General features: G+C 60.9%; 23 protein-coding genes. 18 read left to right on the plus strand and 5 right to left on the minus strand.

The window, feature by feature from the left end:
- Positions 1–1,047: 1,047 nt before the first annotated feature.
- From B7Z66_12185 to B7Z66_12255, 15 genes are all read left to right on the plus strand, one after another.
- A complete protein-coding gene (locus B7Z66_12185; protein OYV75582.1) occupies positions 1,048–1,239 on the plus strand; it encodes a hypothetical protein in 192 nt (63 codons plus the stop codon).
- A 76-nt stretch (positions 1,240–1,315) separates the two neighbouring features.
- A complete protein-coding gene (locus tag B7Z66_12190; GenBank protein ID OYV75583.1) occupies positions 1,316–1,741 on the plus strand; it encodes a hypothetical protein in 426 nt (141 codons plus the stop codon).
- Positions 1,734–1,931: a hypothetical protein gene (locus B7Z66_12195; GenBank protein ID OYV75584.1), complete on the plus strand. Its 198-nt coding sequence runs from the start codon at positions 1,734–1,736 to the stop codon at positions 1,929–1,931. Before B7Z66_12190 ends, B7Z66_12195 begins: the two co-directional genes overlap by 8 nt.
- A gap of 236 nt (positions 1,932–2,167) precedes the next feature.
- Entirely contained in the window at positions 2,168–5,026 is a 2,859-nt protein-coding gene (locus tag B7Z66_12200) for a ribonucleoside-diphosphate reductase, adenosylcobalamin-dependent (protein OYV75585.1), read from the plus strand.
- A 179-nt stretch (positions 5,027–5,205) separates the two neighbouring features.
- The gene (locus B7Z66_12205) at positions 5,206–5,529 is read left to right on the plus strand and encodes a hypothetical protein (protein ID OYV75586.1); all 324 of its coding nucleotides are present in this window, start codon (positions 5,206–5,208) and stop codon (positions 5,527–5,529) included.
- Entirely contained in the window at positions 5,510–6,643 is a 1,134-nt protein-coding gene (locus tag B7Z66_12210) for a hypothetical protein (GenBank protein ID OYV75587.1), read from the plus strand. Before B7Z66_12205 ends, B7Z66_12210 begins: the two co-directional genes overlap by 20 nt.
- 609 nt (positions 6,644–7,252) lie before the next feature.
- Entirely contained in the window at positions 7,253–7,729 is a 477-nt protein-coding gene (locus B7Z66_12215) for a single-stranded DNA-binding protein (protein OYV75588.1), read from the plus strand.
- A 202-nt stretch (positions 7,730–7,931) separates the two neighbouring features.
- Complete coding sequence (locus tag B7Z66_12220; GenBank protein ID OYV75589.1) at positions 7,932–8,129, plus strand: hypothetical protein; 198 nt, start codon at positions 7,932–7,934, stop codon at positions 8,127–8,129.
- Positions 8,130–8,291: 162 nt separating this feature from the next.
- Positions 8,292–8,684 (plus strand): hypothetical protein, encoded by a 393-nt coding sequence (locus B7Z66_12225; GenBank protein OYV75590.1) that lies wholly within the window; start codon positions 8,292–8,294, stop codon positions 8,682–8,684.
- Positions 8,685–9,258: 574 nt separating this feature from the next.
- A complete protein-coding gene (locus B7Z66_12230; GenBank protein ID OYV75591.1) occupies positions 9,259–9,633 on the plus strand; it encodes a hypothetical protein in 375 nt (124 codons plus the stop codon).
- Between the two features lie 48 nt (positions 9,634–9,681).
- On the plus strand, positions 9,682–9,873 hold the full coding sequence (locus B7Z66_12235; protein ID OYV75592.1) for a hypothetical protein: 192 nt from the start codon (positions 9,682–9,684) through the stop codon (positions 9,871–9,873).
- Positions 9,874–10,973: 1,100 nt separating this feature from the next.
- Entirely contained in the window at positions 10,974–12,140 is a 1,167-nt protein-coding gene (locus tag B7Z66_12240; protein OYV75593.1) for a DNA polymerase III subunit beta, read from the plus strand.
- Between the two features lie 218 nt (positions 12,141–12,358).
- On the plus strand, positions 12,359–12,784 hold the full coding sequence (locus tag B7Z66_12245) for a hypothetical protein (GenBank protein ID OYV75594.1): 426 nt from the start codon (positions 12,359–12,361) through the stop codon (positions 12,782–12,784).
- Entirely contained in the window at positions 12,771–13,907 is a 1,137-nt protein-coding gene (locus B7Z66_12250; GenBank protein ID OYV75595.1) for a hypothetical protein, read from the plus strand. Before B7Z66_12245 ends, B7Z66_12250 begins: the two co-directional genes overlap by 14 nt.
- Before the next feature lie 6 nt (positions 13,908–13,913).
- Positions 13,914–14,165, plus strand: a complete 252-nt coding sequence (locus B7Z66_12255) for a hypothetical protein (GenBank protein ID OYV75596.1) — start codon at positions 13,914–13,916, stop codon at positions 14,163–14,165.
- A gap of 29 nt (positions 14,166–14,194) precedes the next feature.
- Here B7Z66_12255 and B7Z66_12260 read toward each other — a convergent pair whose 3' ends face one another.
- Together B7Z66_12260 and B7Z66_12265 are read right to left on the minus strand one after the other, a co-directional pair.
- Positions 14,195–14,710, minus strand: a complete 516-nt coding sequence (locus B7Z66_12260) for a hypothetical protein (protein OYV75597.1) — start codon at positions 14,708–14,710, stop codon at positions 14,195–14,197.
- A 24-nt stretch (positions 14,711–14,734) separates the two neighbouring features.
- Entirely contained in the window at positions 14,735–15,103 is a 369-nt protein-coding gene (locus tag B7Z66_12265) for a hypothetical protein (protein ID OYV75598.1), read from the minus strand.
- Positions 15,104–15,273: 170 nt separating this feature from the next.
- On the opposite strand from B7Z66_12265, the gene B7Z66_12270 reads away from it, so the two are divergent.
- Complete coding sequence (locus B7Z66_12270; GenBank protein OYV75599.1) at positions 15,274–15,531, plus strand: hypothetical protein; 258 nt, start codon at positions 15,274–15,276, stop codon at positions 15,529–15,531.
- 226 nt (positions 15,532–15,757) lie between these two features.
- Here the strand turns inward: B7Z66_12270 and B7Z66_12275 are convergent, their stop codons facing one another.
- Together B7Z66_12275 and B7Z66_12280 are read right to left on the minus strand one after the other, a co-directional pair.
- On the minus strand, positions 15,758–17,086 hold the full coding sequence (locus B7Z66_12275) for a hypothetical protein (protein ID OYV75600.1): 1,329 nt from the start codon (positions 17,084–17,086) through the stop codon (positions 15,758–15,760).
- 31 nt (positions 17,087–17,117) lie between these two features.
- Positions 17,118–18,125, minus strand: a complete 1,008-nt coding sequence (locus tag B7Z66_12280; protein OYV75601.1) for a hypothetical protein — start codon at positions 18,123–18,125, stop codon at positions 17,118–17,120.
- 283 nt (positions 18,126–18,408) lie between these two features.
- Between B7Z66_12280 and B7Z66_12285 the strand changes: the two genes are divergently transcribed.
- The gene (locus B7Z66_12285; GenBank protein OYV75602.1) at positions 18,409–18,882 is read left to right on the plus strand and encodes a hypothetical protein; all 474 of its coding nucleotides are present in this window, start codon (positions 18,409–18,411) and stop codon (positions 18,880–18,882) included.
- Positions 18,883–19,068: 186 nt separating this feature from the next.
- Here B7Z66_12285 and B7Z66_12290 read toward each other — a convergent pair whose 3' ends face one another.
- Complete coding sequence (locus tag B7Z66_12290) at positions 19,069–19,248, minus strand: hypothetical protein (protein OYV75603.1); 180 nt, start codon at positions 19,246–19,248, stop codon at positions 19,069–19,071.
- Positions 19,249–19,324: 76 nt separating this feature from the next.
- On the opposite strand from B7Z66_12290, the gene B7Z66_12295 reads away from it, so the two are divergent.
- A complete protein-coding gene (locus B7Z66_12295; protein ID OYV75604.1) occupies positions 19,325–19,702 on the plus strand; it encodes a hypothetical protein in 378 nt (125 codons plus the stop codon).
- Positions 19,703–19,885: the final 183 nt, after the last annotated feature.

The raw sequence follows: 19,885 nt of genomic DNA on the forward strand, positions 1-19,885 counted from the left end.
AAACCGACCCCCGTGGGGCGTATGTCCGCCCCATCCGGGGGCGGCGTGCGTCTTTCGGGAACCACCAGGTCCCCGGGAGCGCACGACCCGGGGGCCTTTTTTATTCTCCGACGTGCGACGGAGGGTAGAATGTTTAATCTTAATCGCCAACAGGCGGCTCACCTAGCCGATACAATCCGGATTGTGGCATTTGCAGAATTCGGATTCTTTGGCTACCATAATTTACTAAGGTGGCCGATTTATTGGTACGTTTTAGTATGGGCGGCAATGGTTTTTTTGGTTGCAGAAGCGATTGCTGTTACCGTTTTGGGGTTGCCCGGAGGAAACGACAATGAGTGACGCAGGCGTAATCGCGGGGCTGTCGATAATGACGGTCATGATTATTCTGGCCGGGATAGTTACTCTATTGGCGTATCGGGCGGCCAAAAAACAACACAAAAAGTAATTCCCGTGGGGCGGATATCGCCCCACGAACCAATATCGCCCCAACCATCCAATCCCACCTCCTGTATACCGCGACATACCGCAGTACGGCGTCATCTTCGTCATCTTTGCTTCGGATGCTGCCTTAACAAAAAGCCTGACACGTAGCATCCGTGTCCGACCTCTTTTCGTCGCTATGGGGTAGTTTCGAAAGTGGGCGCGGTGATGCGCGCATTCTCGAAACTGCCTAGCAGTCCGACGGGATCACCCGTCTACTTCACCCCGGCCGGGGGCGTTTGCTCCCGGATTCACCGGGGACAGATGCCTCCTTCACGCGCCGGGGGATTACTCCTGGCGGCGTAGCGCAGCGCACAGGATTCAAATCATCCGGTTGCGCTACCGGGAAGGAGTGGATATGCGAAAAATCTTCAACCATTTCGCACACGCCGCTTTCGGAGCATGGGTACTCGTGATGCAGCAAATCGCCGCGCACGGCGCGGCCGCGCCGTCTGTCGGCGTTGCCACGACCCTGTTCGTGATCGCGGTGGGCTTCTCCTTCCTGGCGGACCATGTCTAATTGGTTTCCCAGGAGGAGACGCAAAATAAAATAGAAGGAGATTGACTATGACGTCGGGAATCAACGCGATTGGCCATTTGGTCAATGTTATTGTTTTCACCGCGGTGATTGCGGCACTACTCCCCCAAGTTCGTGCAGCAATCCCGTACTGGGAATCGTTGCTCGACGGGGTGGTGATCGCAGGTGCGGTCGCCCACGTGTTTGCGTGGAGAGCCGCGAGGAAAAAAGGAGAGCGGTAGCGTGCGCCCGAATTATCGGGCGCACGCACTGAAAGATCGAATGGGACGCCGGTAATCCGGCGACTAGGAGAGACGCATGAGATACGTGGTTCAGTACGAGCTTCCCTACACCCACCGGGTGCAGGTAGGGATCGAGGCGGACAGTCCCGAGGCCGCCGTAAAGGAAGCCGAGCGGCTGTTCGACGAGGGTGAAATCTGGGACGACACCGCAACGGCGCCGCTCCTTTACGACGACTACGAGGAAGAAGAGGACTCCGGAACGGTCCTGGAGTTCGAGGTCGTGGCGACACTCGGCTCTGACGAGCCTTGGCCGACCAAAGCGCCTTGCGTGAAATTTTACCAGGATCGCGAAAAGGCAATGCGGGTCGCGCAGATGCTGGTGGAGGCTTACCGGACCGGAGCGGAAAACGGCGGGTCAATCGACTGGTCCGATATCGACGACGCTTACGCTCTGGCGCTCAAGGCGTGTGGGGAATCCGCGGAGGAGGCAAGGCATGAATAAGTTGCCGGTGTGCCACATAGCCGCGGAACGCACGAACCCGATTGCGTTCGCGCAAGATCCGGCGGAGGCGAGATTACTGGTCGAGCGGATGCTTAGTGGGTCCGACCGCCAACTGCTACGACGATACAACCTCGGAATTCAAATCCACCGGATGCGGGACTGGTTCCGCATCACGGTCGGCAAACAGTGACAACACGCCCCCAGCCGATCGGCTGGGGGTATTTCAAACCCACTGCGTCTCATCGTTTTCCATCGTTCTTGCAGGCTGCGCGAGAACGGCGGAAAGCGTCGGGTTTTTCGCCCGTACGGGCACTCCGGCTGGGAGTATAAACACAGCGAATCTTGGGGCCGAGGCTCCGATGGCGCCCCGTGGTCGGGGAATGTGAATTGACCCCGGCCTGGGGTTTTCCATAAAGGAGGATTTCCATGAATCAGGAAATTTCTCTCGACGTGCTTCGCGAGAAGTACGCAAAGGGAAGTGAGAAAACGGCGGAGGACATCTACCACCGCGTGGCTAAAACATTGGCCTCGGTGGAGCGGGACCCGCGGGTATGGGAGCGTGAATTCGCGGCCGCACTGCGCGGCGGTTTCATCCCGGCCGGTCGCATCATATCCGCTGCCGGCACCGATATCCGGGCTACGTTAATCAACTGTTTCGTCCAGCCAGTCGGTGACGCAATGACGGGTGTGGACGAACACGGCCGCCCCGGAATCATGAGCGCCCTCGCGGAGGCATCGGAGACGATGCGAAGAGGCGGTGGCGTCGGATATCAATTCGGCCACATCCGCCCGCATGGGGCGGTGGTTAAAGGGACGCATTCCAGCGCCTCCGGGCCGTTATCCTACATGGATGTGTTCGACTCGATGTGCAAGACCGTCGAATCGGCCGGAGCGCGGCGCGGCGCCCAAATGGGTGTGCTACGTTGCGACCATCCGGACATCGAAACGTTTATCGAGGCCAAGCGCACGGTCGGGCGGCTTACGCAATTCAACGTGAGCATCGGAGTCACGGATGCTTTCATGCGCGCCGTGGAAGAGGACGCTTCCTGGGAGCTGATCCATGAAGCCGAACCGAATGCGGAGACGAAAGCATCCGGCGCGTACCTTCGTGAGGGCGGTTTGTGGGTGTACAGGACCGTCCGAGCCCGGGCTCTGTGGGGTAGGATCATGGAAAATACCTATGATCATGCAGAACCCGGGATCCTGTTCATCGATACGATGAACCGGGACAACAACCTTCACTACACGGAGACGCTGGAGGCAACTAATCCCTGTGCGGAGCAGCCGCTTCCGGACTACGGTTGCTGCTGTCTCGGAAGCATAAATTTAACGCGATTCGTCCGGAATCCGTTCGAGCGCGATGCGGAGTTCGACCGTTCGAGCTACGCGCAGACGGTGCGGGTTGCGATTCGGATGTTGGATAACGTCCTGGACGTGACCTATTGGCCGTTGGAGAAACAGCGTTTCGAGGCGATGGCGAAGCGGCGTATCGGGCTCGGGTTCACCGGGCTCGGAGATACCCTGGTTATGCTTGGAGTCCGGTATGACTCCGAATCCGGTAGGGCATGGGCCGCGCGGCTCGCCGCGTCGATGCGGGACGAGGCCTATGATGCCTCAGTCGCCTTGGCGAAGGAAAAAGGACCCTTTCCGATGTTCCGACTTCCGGAATACCTGGAGTCGGGATTTACGTCGCGGCTCCCGGACTTCATTCGCCAGGCAATCGCGAAACACGGGATCCGCAACAGCCACCTGTTGAGCATCGCGCCGACAGGGACGATCTCCTTGGCGTTCGCGGACAATGCGAGCAACGGGATCGAGCCGCCGTTTTCCTGGACCTACACCAGAAAAAAGCGGGAGGCTGACGGATCAACGAAAGAATACACCGTCGAGGACTATGCGTACCGGGTGTACCGGGAACACGGCGGAGACATCGAGAATCTTCCGGAGTATTTCGTCACCGCGTTGTCGATTCAGGCGACGGAGCACTTGAAGATGGTCGCCGCAGTGGCGCCGTTCATCGACACTTCGATCTCGAAGACGGTGAACGTCCCGGCGGATTATCCGTACGAGGATTTCAAGGACCTCTATTTCGAGGCGTGGAAGTCCAAGTGTAAGGGCTTGGCGACGTTTCGACCGAATCAGGTCACCGGTTCGGTGCTGAGCGTTTCGAGCGAGGATTCGCGGAACACCAGCGAGATTTCGGTGGGAACGGATTTCGACGATTCGGACCCGGACCGCCGGATTCATCTCTCGGAGCTTCCAACGCCGCCTCTGGCCAGCCTGCGCTGGCGTAAGCGTCCGAATCTGCCGGCCGGCAACCCCGCGTGGACGTTCCTGATGGAGCATCCGCACGGCTACCGGTTTGCGGTATTCGTCGGGCATATCGAGAACGGAAAGAAGCACCCGTTCGAGGTATGGGTCAATGGCGCGGAGCAACCGCGAGGACTCGGTGGGTTGGCGAAATCGCTTTCGATGGACCTGCGTTCCGAGGACCGCGGGTGGCTACGATGCAAACTCGAGTCGCTGGCGAAGCTGTCCGGGGACGACGCTTTCGATTTAGCCATGCCTCCGGAAGGAGAATTGGTCCGTATGCCGAGCCTAGTGGCCGGATTCGCCACGGTGCTGCTCTGGCGCTGCGGTAATCTCGGGGTCTTCCTGGATAATTCGGAGGATTCGGGTACCCCGGTGCTCGATGCGTTGTTCAGCGCGAAGGAACCGAAGACCGGCCCGGACGGAACCATGGCTTGGACGGTAGACGTGCTCAACCCAGTCACGGGAGACGATTTCGTGATGGGGCTCAAAGAGCTAGTGCTCCCAAACGGCCAGCGGCGTCCATATTCGGTATGGCTCTCCGGAGTCTATCCGAGAGTGTTGGATGGACTGTGTAAATCGCTGTCATTCGACATGCGGGTTATCGACCCGGCGTGGATCGGCGCAAAACTCCGGCAACTGCTGGATTACGCCGAACCGCAGGGGGACTTTATGGCCCGCGTGCCGGGAGACAAACGGCAGGTCAACTATCCGTCGACCGTGGCCTATATGGCGCGATTGCTGATTCATCGCCACGCGATGCTCGGAATCCTCGATGAGGACGGTTTCCCGATCGAGACGATGGGCACGATGGAGGTGGAGGAACCGGCAGGAGTCGAAAACCGAATTCGTGCCGTTGGCGCGATGGAGGTCAGTCCCGGAAAGCGATGCGACGAGTGCGGGAATTATGCGGTGATCCGTAGGGACGGCTGCGATTTCTGTACCGCTTGCGGCGCGGTCGGGGCCTGCGGGTAGCCCGATTACCACCCCGGGGGATTTATTTCCCCCGGGCCTTTTCAGGTCCCTCGCGTACGCGAGGCACGCGAAAAGGCATCTCCGTTGCGGGGCATGCTGCCTGCGACGTGGGGGCGTGAATTCAAGGCGAAACCGGGACGCCTGAACTCCCGGACAATACACCTCGGTGGAGGTGCTAAATGACCGAAACTATCGAAACGTTGGCGCAAGCCCTTGAGGACGGCGCCAGCGCGGATATCTGGTACGACGCGGAGTATTTTGCGGACAACGGGGCGCACGAGGCGATTGTGGTGACCAAGTCGGCGATGCGTGAGGCCACGAGGGTGCTGCGCGAAATGAACGCATTCCGGTCGATGATCGCCCGGATGACCTGTGACGGAGAAGAGGACGAGGAAGGGAACGCGTTCGCGGCGGGCTACGAGGACTCGGTAGCGACGTTGAATACGCTGATCGAGAAGGCGCGCGCACTCACCGTCGTCGGGCATGGCCATGAGGACGGATAGGTCGGCCGGGCGGGCGCGAGCGAATCGACCGGCGGGCGGGAAATCGGCCGGGACCGCGCTGTATTGGCCGGACCTGAAATTCCCCCCAATCAACCTGTGGTCGGCGCCTTATCGCGCGGAGCCGGGAAACAAGGAGGCGAAAATGACGGAAAAGAAGGTGTGGGAAACGGCGATTGCGGCGGCCAAGCCGAAGTTCTCGGAATTGGCCGCGAGCACCGGACTTAATTACGGTGCGGAGGCGTTGTACGCCTACCAGGCGTGCATGAAGAACAATGGTCTCATGAAGGTCGCGGCGAACAACCCGGTATCGCTCAGGATGGCGATGGTCAATGTGGCCGCCGTCGGGCTCACGCTGAATCCGGCGTTGGGCCTTGCGCACCTGGTGCCGCGCGATGGCATTGTGTGTCTGGACATCTCCTATCGTGGGCTTATCAAGATTGGGTCGGATTGTGGCTCCATACGATGGGCTAAAGCGGAACTCGTGTATTCGAAGGACAAGTTCGAATACCGCGGTCCCGCAACCGCACCGGTTCACGTATTCAATCCGTTCAATACGGACCGTGGCGAGTTCGTCGGGGGCTACTGTATCTCCGGAATCGGGGAGGGTGCGGAAGTCCTGGTGGAAGTCATGGCGGCCGAGGAGATCTTCAAGGCTCGCGACCGTTCGAAAGCCTACCAAGCCCACAAAGGCCCATGGATGGACTCGGAATGGCCGGAGGAGATGAAGAAAAAGGTCATCATCAAACGGGCGGCCAAAACGTGGCCGCGCATCGGCGGTCGGTTCGGGAAGGCCGTCGAGATTCTCAATGAGGTCAACGGCGAGGGCATCGTCGTCGATGGCGAATGCGAAGCCGAGGCCGGGGGGGATGCCGGCGGTGTACCTCACGAGCCCGTATGGGACCCGGAGAAGGCGTCGGAAGCCACGCGTGCAAGGGTAAGCGAGGTCATTCGGCGCGCCAAAGCGGCCGGGGCCTGGGCCGCGGCGGAAGACTACGTCAAATCCCAGTTCATGGCGCACGACCGGGCGTACGCGGAGCAGGCGCTGCGCAAGGCCCGCGCCGCTGACAAGCGGGATCCCGCGGACGTTGAGCAACCTTCCGCAAGCGAAGCCTGACTGCAATTTTCACACCGGGAGGGGGGGTATCCCCCTCCCCTTTCTTCAGAGGACACCTCGATGCGGTGCCCTGTGACGAGGGATTCACGCATCAATTTTTCCTGTGGCGCACGGCCTGCCCGATATGGCCGTAATAGAAGAAACGCTATGTGTGGCCTAGTTCGCTACATTGGCGTTTCGCCAAGCGGCAAACTTCGGCGGCTTATGGCGTTTAGATAGCCCCAGGACACACGTGAGTCGATTCGGATTAGCGACTCGATACACACCCAATCTCCGCAATGCATGCAGGTCCGGACCATCGGTCCGCCGGTCGCTCTCCTCCGGCTGTCTTGTTGCATGGCGGATTACCCACCAAAGCCGGGAGGTATTCTCGGAGGAGGTGAATCATGAAAGGCGAAGCAATGGTCATGAGTAATCGTAAACTCGCCATCGCTCGCGAGCGCGCCCGCCGAGAGGCGGCGCACGGGGGAATCTGCGGGCGACGGGCGTCTGCGCGATTCGAATCGCTGGATCGCGAATGGTGGAACCGTCTCGGGGTATTTAGCCCGCGGCAGCTGATGTACTGAAGGCACCGCTGCTATCGGTGCCGAGACAAGAAGGAGTACGAAGATGGCAAGTGTAAACAAGGTTATCCTCGTCGGGAATCTCGGCGCGGATCCGGAAACGCGGAATTTCAACGATGGTGGGGCAGTGGCGAATGTCACCATCGCAACCAGCGAGCGATGGACCGACAAGCAGACCGGCGAGGCCAAGGAGAGAACCGAGTGGCACCGGGTGGTGTTCTACCGCCGCCTCGCGGAGGTCGCCGCGGAGTATCTGCGTAAGGGTTCCCAGGTCTACATCGAAGGGAGCCTGCAGACGCGCAAGTGGCAAGACAAAGACGGCGTGGACCGCTTCACTACGGAAGTCGTCGCGCGGAACATGCAGATGCTCGGGTCTCGCCAGCAGGGCGAAAGCCAAGCGCAGCCCCGGCAGTCGCGACCTGCGACCGGCGCGGGCGAACAGCCGCAGGGAACGCGCCAATCGAACAGTGCGCCGACGCCGGCGCCGGCTGAGTTGGACAATTTCGACGAAATCCCGTTTTAGCGGGTACCTAGTCTAGTATTGTAAAGTTCCCGGCGCTTCGGCGCCGGGCTTTTCAACGCATCCTTTGGAGGGCGCGATGAAAAGCCGGGTATTCAAGGTTAGTGATTATGCCCAATTCGGGCCGCGCCGGCCGGGCGCGCAAAATACACGGCAATTCAGCGAGACAATACAGGCAGTATTACCACTAAAAAGGATCACTCCAATGCAAATGCAAGATGGAACCCACGAGTTCCATAGCGCCGTATGCGAAGGCTGCGGCGCGAAGATCGATTGTGAAGAGGGCGGGTGCCGGGGACCCGAGGGGCATCCCGGTATCTGCGGAGACTGCCTGGAGGCTGAGAAGCGCCTGCCGGCGGATCCGATGCTTGCGCTGATGGAAACGCGGTACGACGACTCGTAACCGGCGGCGCCCGCGCGGGTTCCAGGTGTATACCGCAACCGGAAGCCGCTTCGCGGTGGGATTGCACGAGCCGGTAGAACGATCTATTCTAATATCAATACCCTTGGGCCACCCCAAGGGGGGTGTCTCCAGGAGGTATTAGAATCCACTGGAGATTCGAAAATGAAGGCAAGGGCAGTGAAAATTCCATTTGACACGCTGGCATACACGCAAACGCTTCGTAAGGCGGGAATCGACGAGGCTTGCGCGAGCGCTCACGCGCAGGCATTGGTGATGGCCTTCAGCCAGGGTGTGGCCACACACGAGGACATCGAAGACCTGGATTCGAAAATGACGCAGGAATTCGTAACGGTCCAATCCGGAACGACCCAGGAGTTCACAAAGTTACGCGCGGAGATGGCCCAGGAGTTCACGAAGCTACGCGCGGAGATGGCCCAGGGGTTCACGAGGGTACGCTCTGATACGCGACTGCTGGTGGGCGCAGTGCTTGCGATAGTGGCATTGACCAACCCAATCGCGCTGCATATCCTGCATCTCACGAAGTTTCTGCACTGATTCCTAACCGCTAAACGCGCCGTAGGGCGCGCCACTTTTCCACAGCATTCATCCCCTTGGAGATTCCTGCCGGGGGCTTCTTAGGTGTCTTCGGTGCTTCCGGAGACACGCAAGAAGATTTCCCGCCCACCAGGGCCGTGCCGTCGGACACGTAAACACCGACTATCCCAAACCCCAAGACCGGGGAGGCTACACCCCGGTAGTACGGGGTATCCGCGTCTCCCGGATTGAAGGAGGCGAATATGAAAGAGGTTCATAATCGTTGCGGTGATCTGCGGCGTGAAATATCGGAGATTTATCGCGAACTCATTTCCGATTGGAAAACCTTCCGCGTCACGACGAAACAACTCGTCGTGAAGTTCCGTGCGGATATGCGCGAATTGCGGAAGATCGACCAACACTGAAACCCCAATACCGGGGAGGCTATACCCCGGTAACACGGGGTATCTGCGCCTCCCGGATTGAAGGAGGCGAAAATGAAGAAGTTCATCTCAATCATCGTCGGCCTGTCGCTCTCCATTTTGTCCGGGAGTGCGCTAGCCGCCGATACAACCCATATCAGTATTACAACGGCATGACCCAGAACAATGTCATGCTGGGTCACGTGCTCTCGGTTCAGCCCGTTCAGGGAAGCACGGGGGCCGAAAACGTCGGTGGGTTGCTCGGCGGTATCGGTGGGCTTGCTCTCGGTAACCGGGTCGGACGCGGAGCGGGGCGGGTCATCGCCACGCTCGCCGGCGGCATCCTCGGGGGCATTTTCGGTTCCCGAGTCGAGCAACACTTCACGAACCACGCAGTCAACCAGATCACCGTTCGGCTGCAAAACGGTCGCATCATCGCGGTCGTCGAAAAGCAGTTCCAATTCCAGGTAGGACAACAAGTGCAGGTCGTCTACAGCCCCGGAAATGGATGGGGTCAGTCGGGGGCCGTGCGTGTTCTTCCGTTGTGACCAAATTCCCGGGGCGATGTCCGCCCCGGGGTCTTCCAGGAGGCGCTTATGGGTGCGCTATACGATATGGGCGCCTTTTATCGGTGGCTTGAGCAGGCAAATGAACGGGATCTGGCGCGCAAGCGCGATCTTCTGGCCCATGCGCTCGCATACAAGCTGACCGAGGAAAGCGTTATCGCCGACGCGAAATTTCTTCTTCGCAAGATTGAGGAAGAGATGTTGGCTCGGGCGATGAGATAACACATAAACGAAGCGAGTTTTTCCGATCGAGGACCGCGAAGAGCCGTTCGGCTTCTTCGAAACGTCCGTCGATGATGGAAAGAATGGTGCGCTTCTCCAGGGTATCGCCGGATCTCGCACGGATACGCCTAGCGGTAATGGTCAGGATGTCGTCGATCGTTAGACGATGTCGAAACCGTTCGACGAGCCGCTCGAAGGCATCCTGCGTGAAGTCCTGCGGCCGTTCCAGTAGGCCCAGAAATTCCTGGTCTGGTGGTTCGGTGAGGGACATTCGGTGTTTTCTCCAAAAACCATGATTATCCGCAAGGATAACCTTAACCTCGTGTGGATGCAAAAGCACTCGCACGGACCAAGGAGACCGTCATGGACACGTTGTTTTTCATGGTCTTCGCCGGCGTTGCGGCCGGGTTCTGCCTGGCCGCCGTACGCGGGTACCGGCGCGTCACGTACGCCATCGCGCGTGCGCGCCGCTAGGAAAGTACCGGCCCGGCAAGACGGCGTGCAACAAGGCGCGCCGGCGGGCCAGGAAGGCCAATCCGGCTTAACAAGAACGAAACACCCCGAGGGCTCATTGCCTCGGGGAAATTTCGAGAATGCATTTACGGCCATGCCCGTGCGGGTATAGCCGGGACTACCAGCCCCATCGAAGGCGTGTTGTTGGGCGCCTTCGACGGGGATTTACCCGCAAAAAATCTCGTTTTCGAACTCCAGATACGATTTTCCGAATCGGAGGTAACGCGCTTCCATGCGTTCGATGCGGAAAATCCAGTATTTAGAGACGCGTTCTCGATGCCCTATCTAGGGTCGCGCCACAGGTCGCGCGACACCTGTTATCAGTGACTCAGGAGAAGTCAATGGATCGACAAAACACGCGCCCGTTGAGGCGCGTATTGATGCGCAGAACGAAGTCATACGCTGAAGCGGTTCGCTTTGCGACGAGCTATGCCACAGGAACCTTGCATCAGGAAAGCAGGTGGTCCCTGGAAAATCACTGGGCCATGTTCATGCCGGGCCGGACCGCGCGTTATTAGGGCGCTTCTGGAGTTTTAACGGAGCACGTCCGGTAAACCCGCGGGCGATGCCCGCGGAAGGAGAAAATCATGAAGATCAAGGTGGGGCGCGAGGCGCTCATTCCTCATCTCGCCGTTCTTGGCAGTATCGCATCCAAGAACAGCGGCCAACACGACTTCATCACATGTATGGTTAGGATCGATCCCAAGGAATCGGGGGTCATTGGATTGACCGTAACGGATTTCTCACGTGAGCTGTCAGTTGAGATTCGCGCCGATGAGGTTTCGAACGCGGACGGTCCGGCGCTGGTCGATGCCCATAAGTTCGGCCAGATTATCCGGGCGCTACCCGACGGGGCGACGACCACAATCGAGAGCGTCGGGAAAGACGGCAAGATCAAAATGCAGTCGGGAAAAAGCCGGTTTCTGCTGGCGACAGGAGATTCATCCACCTTTCCACTGATGGATCCCATAGCAGCGGATAAGGATATCGAGGTGAGGGTCGATGTGGCGGCCATGCGGCACTTGCTGCGTGGCACAATGTTCGCGATGAGTAAAGACGACGCGCGGCATTTTATCAACGGCGCGTTATTTTCGGTGCACCATAACAGCTTAACGGTCGTTGCCACGAACGGTCACCACCTTGCGACGTGTCGTACGGCGATTCCCAGTGCGGCATCGCCGGCGGAAACGCAGGTGATTTTGCCGTGGGCGTCGGTTCTCGAGCTGTATCGTATCCTGGAGAAGGCGCCGGACGAGGACGCGGTGGAGTTGTGGTTCGGAGCGGCGCGCCTTTGGACCCGATGCGGCGCGTATCGGTATGCCACTGGGTATGTCGATGGCAGGTACCCAGACTACGAAAGGATCATCCCGAAGGAGCGTAACGCAGGTGGTCGCGGCGAGGTCGATACTGAGGTTCTCGGCCACGCAGTCAAGCGGACATCTCTCGTTTTGTCCGGGGGAGACCGCGGTGACGTCCAGTCCATCGCGATGAGTTTTTCCGAATCCGGTGTCAAACTGGCCGCGGAAAACTGGAACGGCGACACCGCAACGGAGCAGGTCGAAATGGCCTACGCGGGCGCGGAGATCACCATAGGCTTCAAAGCGGAATACGTGCAGAACGTGCTCGATGCAAGCCGCACGGGGAAGATGACGCTCTTCCTTCCCCCGGAGCCAACGAGTGCGATGTTGATCAAAGAGTCCTCTGAAATAGAAGGGTGGTTTTCCGCCTACGTCATTATGCCTCGGGTTCTCTGAGGCGTTTCCAATCACTGTCCTGCGCCCCGGTTCATCCGGGGCGTTTTTCAGGCGACGCCGCCAGCACGCGGCGCCGCGCGAAAAACGTCAAGGTTCACTCCCGCATAGCGGGCGTATCACCGCCACGTAGCGCGGTAAAGCACGATCGGTAATCCAAAAAGCCCATCCGGGCGCGCCCGGATGGCGCGCTCGCGTGGACTTTTTCGTCAGGAGGTCGCATGAGCGCACAACTGCATGAAGTATGGACGGGCGAACAGCAGCAGTCGCTGTGGTCGCTTGATGAAGTGCCGCCGTCCATTGAATGGGCGGATGAAGAGGTGGAGAAACTGCGGTTTTTGGTCATGGAGGATGCGGCATCCACGTTTGTGGACGGGCGGGCCGGAGAGTCCGCGTTTTCGGAAGCGGAGGCGTGGATCGAGGACGATATCATCGCGCCGTTTTCATTTCGGGTCTGCTGCACGCAGCTGAGCGTGGACCCGGACGAGATGCGCGACCGGTTTCGAGCTTTGGCGGCCAAACACCGTCGCTCGGTCGCAGAAGCGACGCGCAACCGCAGAAAACCACGGCTGCGCAGAATCTGGGGTCCGCAGCTGTTCGACGACGGCGGGCCGAATACACGGAGAACGAACGATGCGAGAGAATGATGCCGAAAAGGTTCGCCAAGCCGTCCAGGGTCGTTGGTCCGAGGTATTCTGGAGTTTGGCTCCGGAACTCGGCCCGGCGCTGGAGAGGCCGGGAAGGCACGTGCATTGTCCGGTTCACGGAGGGAAACACGGCGATGCTTTTCGCGTGTTCCGGGACGTGAGCGGGACCGGCGGCGGAATTTGCAATACCTGCGGGGACTATGCCAGCGGCTGGTCCCTGCTGATGTGGCTCAAGGGATGGAGCTACGGTCAAACGCTCGAGGAGGTCGGGCGCTGCCTGGGTGTTTATGAAGGGGCGCCCCTGACGTCTACCCGGGCGGTCCGGCGTGGCGCGGCGCCCGCGCCGCGCCAAAACGCCATCCGGAAAAGTGCGGACGTACGGGAGAAAATCAACGCAATTCTCCGTGGCACCGTGCCGATTACGGAGCGCGCAGCAAAACCATTGTGGCGCTACTGGCTGGCGCGGGGGATCCCCGCCGGCCGGGTCGCCCGATCGATTCCGCGGCACGATCGCGTACTGCGGTTTCACCCGGCGCTTCCTTATTTCGATCAGGATGACGAGACAGGAAAACCGGTTCTGGTCGGATACTTTCCGGCACTGGTCGCCATCGTGCATGACGCGCGAGGCAAGGCGGTGACGGTCCATCGGACCTACCTGTCCAGGGACGGACTCGGTAAGGCGGATGTGCCGGGCGGGGCGCGAAAGCTCTACCCGGTCATCGAAGACGGTATGCTGCGCGGCGGGGCCATCCGGCTCGGGCGCACCCAGGGGTGCCTGGGGATCGCCGAGGGTATCGAGACCGCCTTGGCGGTCGCTTTGGCGACGGGTGAGCCGGTTTGGAGCGCCATCAACGCGACGCTGCTGTCGCAATGGGAACCGCCCGCAAAAACTTCCAGCGTAGTGATTTGGGCGGATAGGGACCGTTCCGGTGCTGGAGAGGAGTATTCAAAACGCCTGGTGCGGCGCTTGCACCACGCGGGGCTTGAGGTGCGGGTCATGCTGCCATCCGGTCCGATTCCGGCCGGTAAATCGAGCCGGGACTGGAACGATGTCTGGATGGCGCAGGGCGCCGAGGGGTTTCACCAGGGATGGTGGCGCAGAATCCTCCGGAAGGCGGGGTAGGCGGCCATGTTCTACTATTTCAAGCAGGTTGAAACCACGCCGGGGGCCGGCGCGGAGCATCCGTTCGCCCCCCCAGCCGGTTGGACGGGAGATGAGTCGGAGTACCTCGCCCTGATGCGAGCGCGTTTCCTGGACATGAACTACCGACCGGTATTACTCGCCTGGGCGCGAGCCTACGCCAGAGATCAGGATTCGGTGGAATTCACGGGTCCCATGGTGAATCCGGCGAAACGGGTACTGGAGTCGCTATACCCGTAGCAGCGTGCAGTATCTCATCCCCGGCATCGTTATGATGCCGGGGTTTTTTTTGTGCAAAACGGACAGGTTACCAGGCCGGCCTGGAGGTGGTAGAAGTAATGAACCCTGCAGGATGGACAATAGCGGGTATTGAGTAGCTGGGTTACGAGGTCGCGTGCGATGAAATAGGTCTGCTGGAGATTCAGACGGTGATTGTGGCACTCGAAGCGATAGATGCGGTGCGAACGAATCAGCAGCTCCGGAATTATCCGGGTGCGGAAGGAGAGGTGTTCGACCTCTGCGCATCGCGAGTACACGGCGTACCATACCGCGGCCTCGATCGCAGCGCCGGTCGCGATCAGGATGCGTGTGGCGTCCGGGGGGAACTGTCCCCTGGGTGCGGATTTGTTGTGAATCTGTTCCCAGATCTTACGTAACGCCGACCCGGGGAGAGCGGTCAAGCGGGCAGTGATGGGCGGGCGTACGCCCTGGCGGATGAGGCTTATTGCGAGGTCCATGCGCCGCAACATGTCGGGAAACGAGGGTTCGGGGGATGATGTGAGCATCGAATTTGCGTCCTGGCGGTCCGTTCAGTCCTTGTCGCCGCTGCCGGGGGGGGCGTTTGCGATGATCAGGTGGCTCACGCGAGCGGATAGCGCGAGGATGTCGATCTCGGGATTCTCGAGCACGCTCTGGATTTCCGGTAGCAATTTTTGCGGGAAGCGGGGCTCGAATGCGATGGCATTCATCTGCGCGAGAAAATCCAAAATCCTACCGGTGGGCGCGGCGGCGAGTGCACCGAGAAGGCCGTTCGGTAGCCGACTCAACGTGGCGGCGAAGGCGACGTCATCCTTCGCGATCTCCTGTAGGAGAATGAGATAGCGGGCGTTGAGTTCGCGAATCGGGCGGGCCCATTTCTCCTGGAGGTCCGTGTCGATGCGGCCGAGTTCCAGATTCATGAGGCGATCTCCAGCGCTGCAACTCCGTCCGTGGATTCCTGGCCCCGTCCTTGGGATAGACCCCCATCGGTTTCGGAAGCTGATAACGGCGGGGGAGGCGGATCCTTTAGAATTTTTGGGATGCCGGTACGAGCTATTCGGCACACCGGGTGCCGGCCGGGCGGTCCGCCATGGGCGAGTTGGTCACGTTCGAGGAGTCCGGGGAGCGGCGGAGGCGGCTCCGAGGGCGGATGGGACACGAGGGTGGCATAGCGCGCCGCGAATTCCTTACCCTGAAACTCAAGGTCGCGCTCGGAGGGGGTAGCGCACAGATGAATCCACCCCCCGAGATGGTGTACGACGTGTTGGGTGACGGGGTCCTCGAAGACGACGCTCGAGTACGGCCCGACCTGGCGTATGGCGCGCTCGACGGCGCTCCAGGCAAGTAAGGCCCGTTCCTCGGGAGTGCCGCGTTGGAGGCGGCGGAGGATATCGGCGGGTTTGGGCGGGAAGGTTCCACGGCCGGGATCCTGAATATGGGCGGAGAAGGCCGCGCGCACCGCCTGGATTGGGTAGCGAGCAAGAGCCCGCCACCAGAGTTCCACGACCATCGGCCCACAGGCGCGATCGTAGACCTCCAGTGTGGTCTGAAGCAGGGATGCGAATTCCGGGGCGTCAGTGGGTTCCATGAAGGTCATCTCCGAAGGGCACGATCACCGAGGCGGCGCCGGCCTGTTTCGTGCGAAGCCAGTCGTCGATGGCGTAGTGGCCGGCGGCAGCGCGCAGTTCGGCGTGGGTGCGGGGGCGCGGGGGACCCTGTTCGGCGTAGCGGATGAATCGCTCGATGCGATCGGCGTTGCGGAAAATGGTCGGGAGGGCGTCGTGGCGAAGGCCCGCCTCGTTCTCCCCCATATGCCAGGCGGAGGCTGCGCATCCGTCGATCGCCCGGCAAAGCCGGTCCTGACTGTACCCGTAGGATAGTGCGCGTTCGATGGCTTGGCGGCGATCGGCGTCGAGGATGGCATCCAGGTAGCCCATCTTGGCGCGCCAGTAATCGAAAACGGCAACTACACCTGGGGACGCCGGAGACCCTTGGGGCGAGCCATCGTGGCCCGGTTGGGTCGCGGAATCCTGCTGTTTTGCCAGCCAAGAATTGATGCAACGCCGGATGCCACGGCGGGTCTTGCGGCGCTTCGGGTTGGCGTCGAGCCACCCATAGAGGGCGCGCAGGGCCTGCGGGACATCCACGGCGGGGTAAAGGGCGGACCATTTTTCCATATCCGAGCGGGTCACGGGGTAATGCGAGCCGTCGTTGAGCGGGAGACGAAACGGCGCCGGTTCGTGACTCGCAGTTCCGGCCTGCGACGGGGCGAGGGTGAATTCCGGGTCGTCGTGCGGCGTGCCCGCGGCGAGCGGTTGCCCCGCGGCGAGCGGTTGCCCCGCGGCGAGCGGTTGCCCCGCGGCGAGCGGTTGCCCCGCGGCGAGCGGCTGCCCCGCGGCGAGCGGCTGCCCCGCGGCGAGCGGACCTGCGGGGACAGGGGGCGCCTGGGGGATGGGCGCAGGGGAGGTAGGCGACTGCGGCGCCCGATGGACCGGAACGGCGGGCCTGTCTGGCGATCGCATAGGGGGCCGGTGCTCGGTATCGGCGGCGGCGATTACTCGGCGAGACAGGTCCGGGTGATACCAGTTGGCGTCGGAACACAACACCCAGCCGTCCAGTACCCGGGGTTTTATCCGCTGCCACGCACCGACATCGCGGCCGTAGCCGGCAAGCCTGGCCAGAGCGACGTCGTTCTCAGGCAGGCGCCCGGACCGGCGCCAAGCGAGTAACCATAGAGTCAGTCTAGCCCGCCAAGTCTCGTCATCGGCGCGCAGGCTCCAGTCGTCATACAACAGGTCATCGATAGGTGCCGGGCCGACCGCGGCGACATCGGGTGTCAAGGTGAGTCCCGGGGGCACCAATGGCGCGGTGGCGCCGAGCACAACGTCGGTGTCGTGCGACATCGAATCTTCCTCGAGTCGTCGGTTGAGCGGGTTAGCTGGCGAGTTTGTTCGGGTCGACCTGCGCCTGCACCTCTTCGACGGCGTGTTTGAGCCAGTTCTGCATGGGAGGCAGGTACCGGAGAATCAGGTCGCGCTGTTCGTCGGTGAGGCGGTCCAACTGCGAGACACAATCGCCGGGTCCGTAGCCGGGGGCGCGAAGTCCCTCATCCCAAATCTGGACCAGGCTGTACAGAGCGAACGGCGCGCGGCGCTCCAGATCGGGCACGGCGCGGGTCGCCTGCTGCAGGATGGCCATTGGGTCGACAGCGCCGGAGGCCGGGCGCCGCGGAGCACGTTGGGCGCGCCGGGTCGCCGCGGCGCGTTGAGCGGCTACGGGGCCATCGGCAACGAGCTTTTCTTGTTCTTCCGGGGAGAGTTGGGAGAGTTCGGAGGCGGCGGCGACGGAGAGTTCCCCGGAACGGGCGGCCTGCTGGAGGGCGGGGGTGCCGTGCTCGATGATGCTACGAACGCGGTCGATAGTGGAATGGCCCACCCCAGCGTTTTGGGCAAGCTGCTCGCGTGTGTCCCATCGGTCGGAATTCGGATCGGTGCCCGTTCCGATCGCTTTCGCCACATTGGGCAAAAGCGGTTTTGTAGGATCGGCGGCGACAGCCTTGGCCTTTCGGGACCGACGGTCACCGCCACCGGTCTTCTGCCGCGCCTCACCGATTTTCTGGAGCACGTCGCTCATACGCAGAGCGAGTTCGGCCCGTTGATAGAGGGTCAGGTTTCGGCGGGCGAGTTGGTGTTGGATGACCCAGACGATGGCGTCCTCACGGGACGGTAGGGGGATTGCGTGGGTGGTATAGGAAATTCCGTGACGGCGGCAAATTTCGTAGCGATGATGGCCGTCGAGCAAAAGGCCCTCTTCGGCCCAGACAGCCAGCGGGTCGAGGCAACCGTCGCGTTTCAGGGTGTCTTCGAGCGCGGCCAGCGTCTCGGCGTCCGGCTCCGGAATCAGTGCGGCGATCTCGGGATCCACACGAAATTCAGTGCCCATCGGTCGATTCCTCCCAGTTGGTTCGGTTCTATGAACGGGTGCGGCGTGGCAGGCAGTGGTGAGTGCCTGCATCCGGTATCGAGCGTACCGGTTTCGGGAGAAACGTAAGATCGGAATAACGGCGGCGAGAGGCGGATATTCGTGACGCGTGCAGGTGGGGGGTGGGGATAGTATTCGAATGGAACATCCGTGCTACACGGACTGCCGTCGGTCAGTTACCGGCTATCACCACCCCGCCCGGGGTCCCTGTCCCCGGAGGGGGACGGGAATACCTCGGGCTCCCATGGGAGAACGAGAGATGGATGTGATCGGACAAATCATGAGCATTTTTTCGCTCATGATATCGTTGGCGATTCTCTGGTTCGTGGCGAGCTTTTTCATGGGCCCGAACCGAATGAAGAGGCTGTCGAAGCGGATCCTTGGGTCCGGGTATGCCGTGGTGGAAGCGCACAGGGAACTGCGCGACAAGGCCGCCACGATTACCGTACGACGGCAAACCAAGCGGCAGGCGAACCAGGAGACCGGCGAGGGCGCCAGTGAGGTTGCCGCACCGGTTCCCCGTGTGGAGCCGGAACCCAACTGGACCTGGAACGGTCCGGCGATGGACTGGCGCGCGTATAACACTCCGGCGGTAACACGCCGGCGCGGCCCTACCAGCGGTACGGAACCGGCGCCGGCACCGGTGTCGACGGAACAACCGCCGATGCCGCCGCTTCCGGAAGACGATGCAGCAGGTGACTACCACCCGCTGCACTAAAATTCCCCCTCCCCTCCGACGCAAGTCGGAGTTTGCCCGGGTCCCTTGCGGACTCGGGTTTTTTTATGCCGGAAAGACCAAAGGGTCGTCGCTGCGCCGAATAAAAGCGTAACGAGGGCGTTTTTCAAGCGTGTGCGGGTGGGCGACGGTCGATAGTATCTTGCCAACCGCAGCGACGAGGGACCGCTAATCTTCTGTCCACCGGCGCCCGCGTGCGCGGGCCGTTTCTATCAAATCGGAAAGGTCGCTGGCTTTGAATTTCTCGAGTTCTTTGCCGGAGTGGATTCTCAGCAATTCGAGAACGGCGGTTTCCAGCGCGTCCAAGCGATCCTCAAGGGGTTCGTCATCGTCATCGTGAGCCGACATGGAACACCTCCATTTCAAACATTGGATCCGATGATTGGATCACGAACACCGTATATTGTGCAACCGGAGAGAACTCATGACAAATCAACACGCTTTATTCACTACGGCATCCCCGGACGACGATGCCGCTTATCTCGCGGCCGTGCGGAAGGACCGGAATTATTCGTACGGCGAGTTGGGCGCCGAGATGTTGGCCGCGTGTTTCATCGAGGCGAATGAGGATCTTTTCAAACAGTTCCTTAAGTCGCTCGGTGTCGCGGACCTGGAGGAATTTTTTAGAAGCGGCCTGCACCATTGGTTGCAGCACGTCGGATGCAAATACGCCGAGGCTCGCGCAGTCTCTGCGCTGAAGTTGCCCTTAAAAGGCTCGCTGAACACATTGTCGGCCGGCGGTCACCTCAGTGAGGCGGATTACCGGTTGGATACGGTGAGTGGCGACCGAACGCCGGCGTGAGCGGGGTGCCGGCCGGATTTCAAGACCGGGAACCGGGACGCGCCGCCCGTAGCTCCTCGCGGAGTACTCGGCGCAACGTCTCCGCACGCGCCGGATGGCGCGCCGTCAAATATACGGCGCGACCGGCGGGTATTCGGGGGCTTGCCACGGGAAAGATCCAGTATGGTTCAAGTTGGCACAACA

The organism is Chromatiales bacterium 21-64-14, from assembly GCA_002255365.1.
In the GTDB taxonomy this organism is placed as follows: Bacteria; Pseudomonadota; Gammaproteobacteria; order 21-64-14; family 21-64-14; genus 21-64-14.

Coding starts and splice junctions, on each gene's coding strand:
- B7Z66_12185 (OYV75582.1), top strand. CDS start 1,048: ATGACGTCGGGAATCAACGCGATTGGCCATTTGGTCAATGTTATTGTT.
- B7Z66_12190 (OYV75583.1), top strand. CDS start 1,316: ATGAGATACGTGGTTCAGTACGAGCTTCCCTACACCCACCGGGTGCAG.
- B7Z66_12195 (OYV75584.1), top strand. CDS start 1,734: ATGAATAAGTTGCCGGTGTGCCACATAGCCGCGGAACGCACGAACCCG.
- B7Z66_12200 (OYV75585.1), top strand. CDS start 2,168: ATGAATCAGGAAATTTCTCTCGACGTGCTTCGCGAGAAGTACGCAAAG.
- B7Z66_12205 (OYV75586.1), top strand. CDS start 5,206: ATGACCGAAACTATCGAAACGTTGGCGCAAGCCCTTGAGGACGGCGCC.
- B7Z66_12210 (OYV75587.1), top strand. CDS start 5,510: ATGGCCATGAGGACGGATAGGTCGGCCGGGCGGGCGCGAGCGAATCGA.
- B7Z66_12215 (OYV75588.1), top strand. CDS start 7,253: ATGGCAAGTGTAAACAAGGTTATCCTCGTCGGGAATCTCGGCGCGGAT.
- B7Z66_12220 (OYV75589.1), top strand. CDS start 7,932: ATGCAAATGCAAGATGGAACCCACGAGTTCCATAGCGCCGTATGCGAA.
- B7Z66_12225 (OYV75590.1), top strand. CDS start 8,292: ATGAAGGCAAGGGCAGTGAAAATTCCATTTGACACGCTGGCATACACG.
- B7Z66_12230 (OYV75591.1), top strand. CDS start 9,259: ATGACCCAGAACAATGTCATGCTGGGTCACGTGCTCTCGGTTCAGCCC.
- B7Z66_12235 (OYV75592.1), top strand. CDS start 9,682: ATGGGTGCGCTATACGATATGGGCGCCTTTTATCGGTGGCTTGAGCAG.
- B7Z66_12240 (OYV75593.1), top strand. CDS start 10,974: ATGAAGATCAAGGTGGGGCGCGAGGCGCTCATTCCTCATCTCGCCGTT.
- B7Z66_12245 (OYV75594.1), top strand. CDS start 12,359: ATGAGCGCACAACTGCATGAAGTATGGACGGGCGAACAGCAGCAGTCG.
- B7Z66_12250 (OYV75595.1), top strand. CDS start 12,771: ATGCGAGAGAATGATGCCGAAAAGGTTCGCCAAGCCGTCCAGGGTCGT.
- B7Z66_12255 (OYV75596.1), top strand. CDS start 13,914: ATGTTCTACTATTTCAAGCAGGTTGAAACCACGCCGGGGGCCGGCGCG.
- B7Z66_12260 (OYV75597.1), bottom strand. CDS start 14,710: ATGCTCACATCATCCCCCGAACCCTCGTTTCCCGACATGTTGCGGCGC.
- B7Z66_12265 (OYV75598.1), bottom strand. CDS start 15,103: ATGAATCTGGAACTCGGCCGCATCGACACGGACCTCCAGGAGAAATGG.
- B7Z66_12270 (OYV75599.1), top strand. CDS start 15,274: ATGGGCGAGTTGGTCACGTTCGAGGAGTCCGGGGAGCGGCGGAGGCGG.
- B7Z66_12275 (OYV75600.1), bottom strand. CDS start 17,086: ATGTCGCACGACACCGACGTTGTGCTCGGCGCCACCGCGCCATTGGTG.
- B7Z66_12280 (OYV75601.1), bottom strand. CDS start 18,125: ATGGGCACTGAATTTCGTGTGGATCCCGAGATCGCCGCACTGATTCCG.
- B7Z66_12285 (OYV75602.1), top strand. CDS start 18,409: ATGGGAGAACGAGAGATGGATGTGATCGGACAAATCATGAGCATTTTT.
- B7Z66_12290 (OYV75603.1), bottom strand. CDS start 19,248: ATGTCGGCTCACGATGACGATGACGAACCCCTTGAGGATCGCTTGGAC.
- B7Z66_12295 (OYV75604.1), top strand. CDS start 19,325: ATGACAAATCAACACGCTTTATTCACTACGGCATCCCCGGACGACGAT.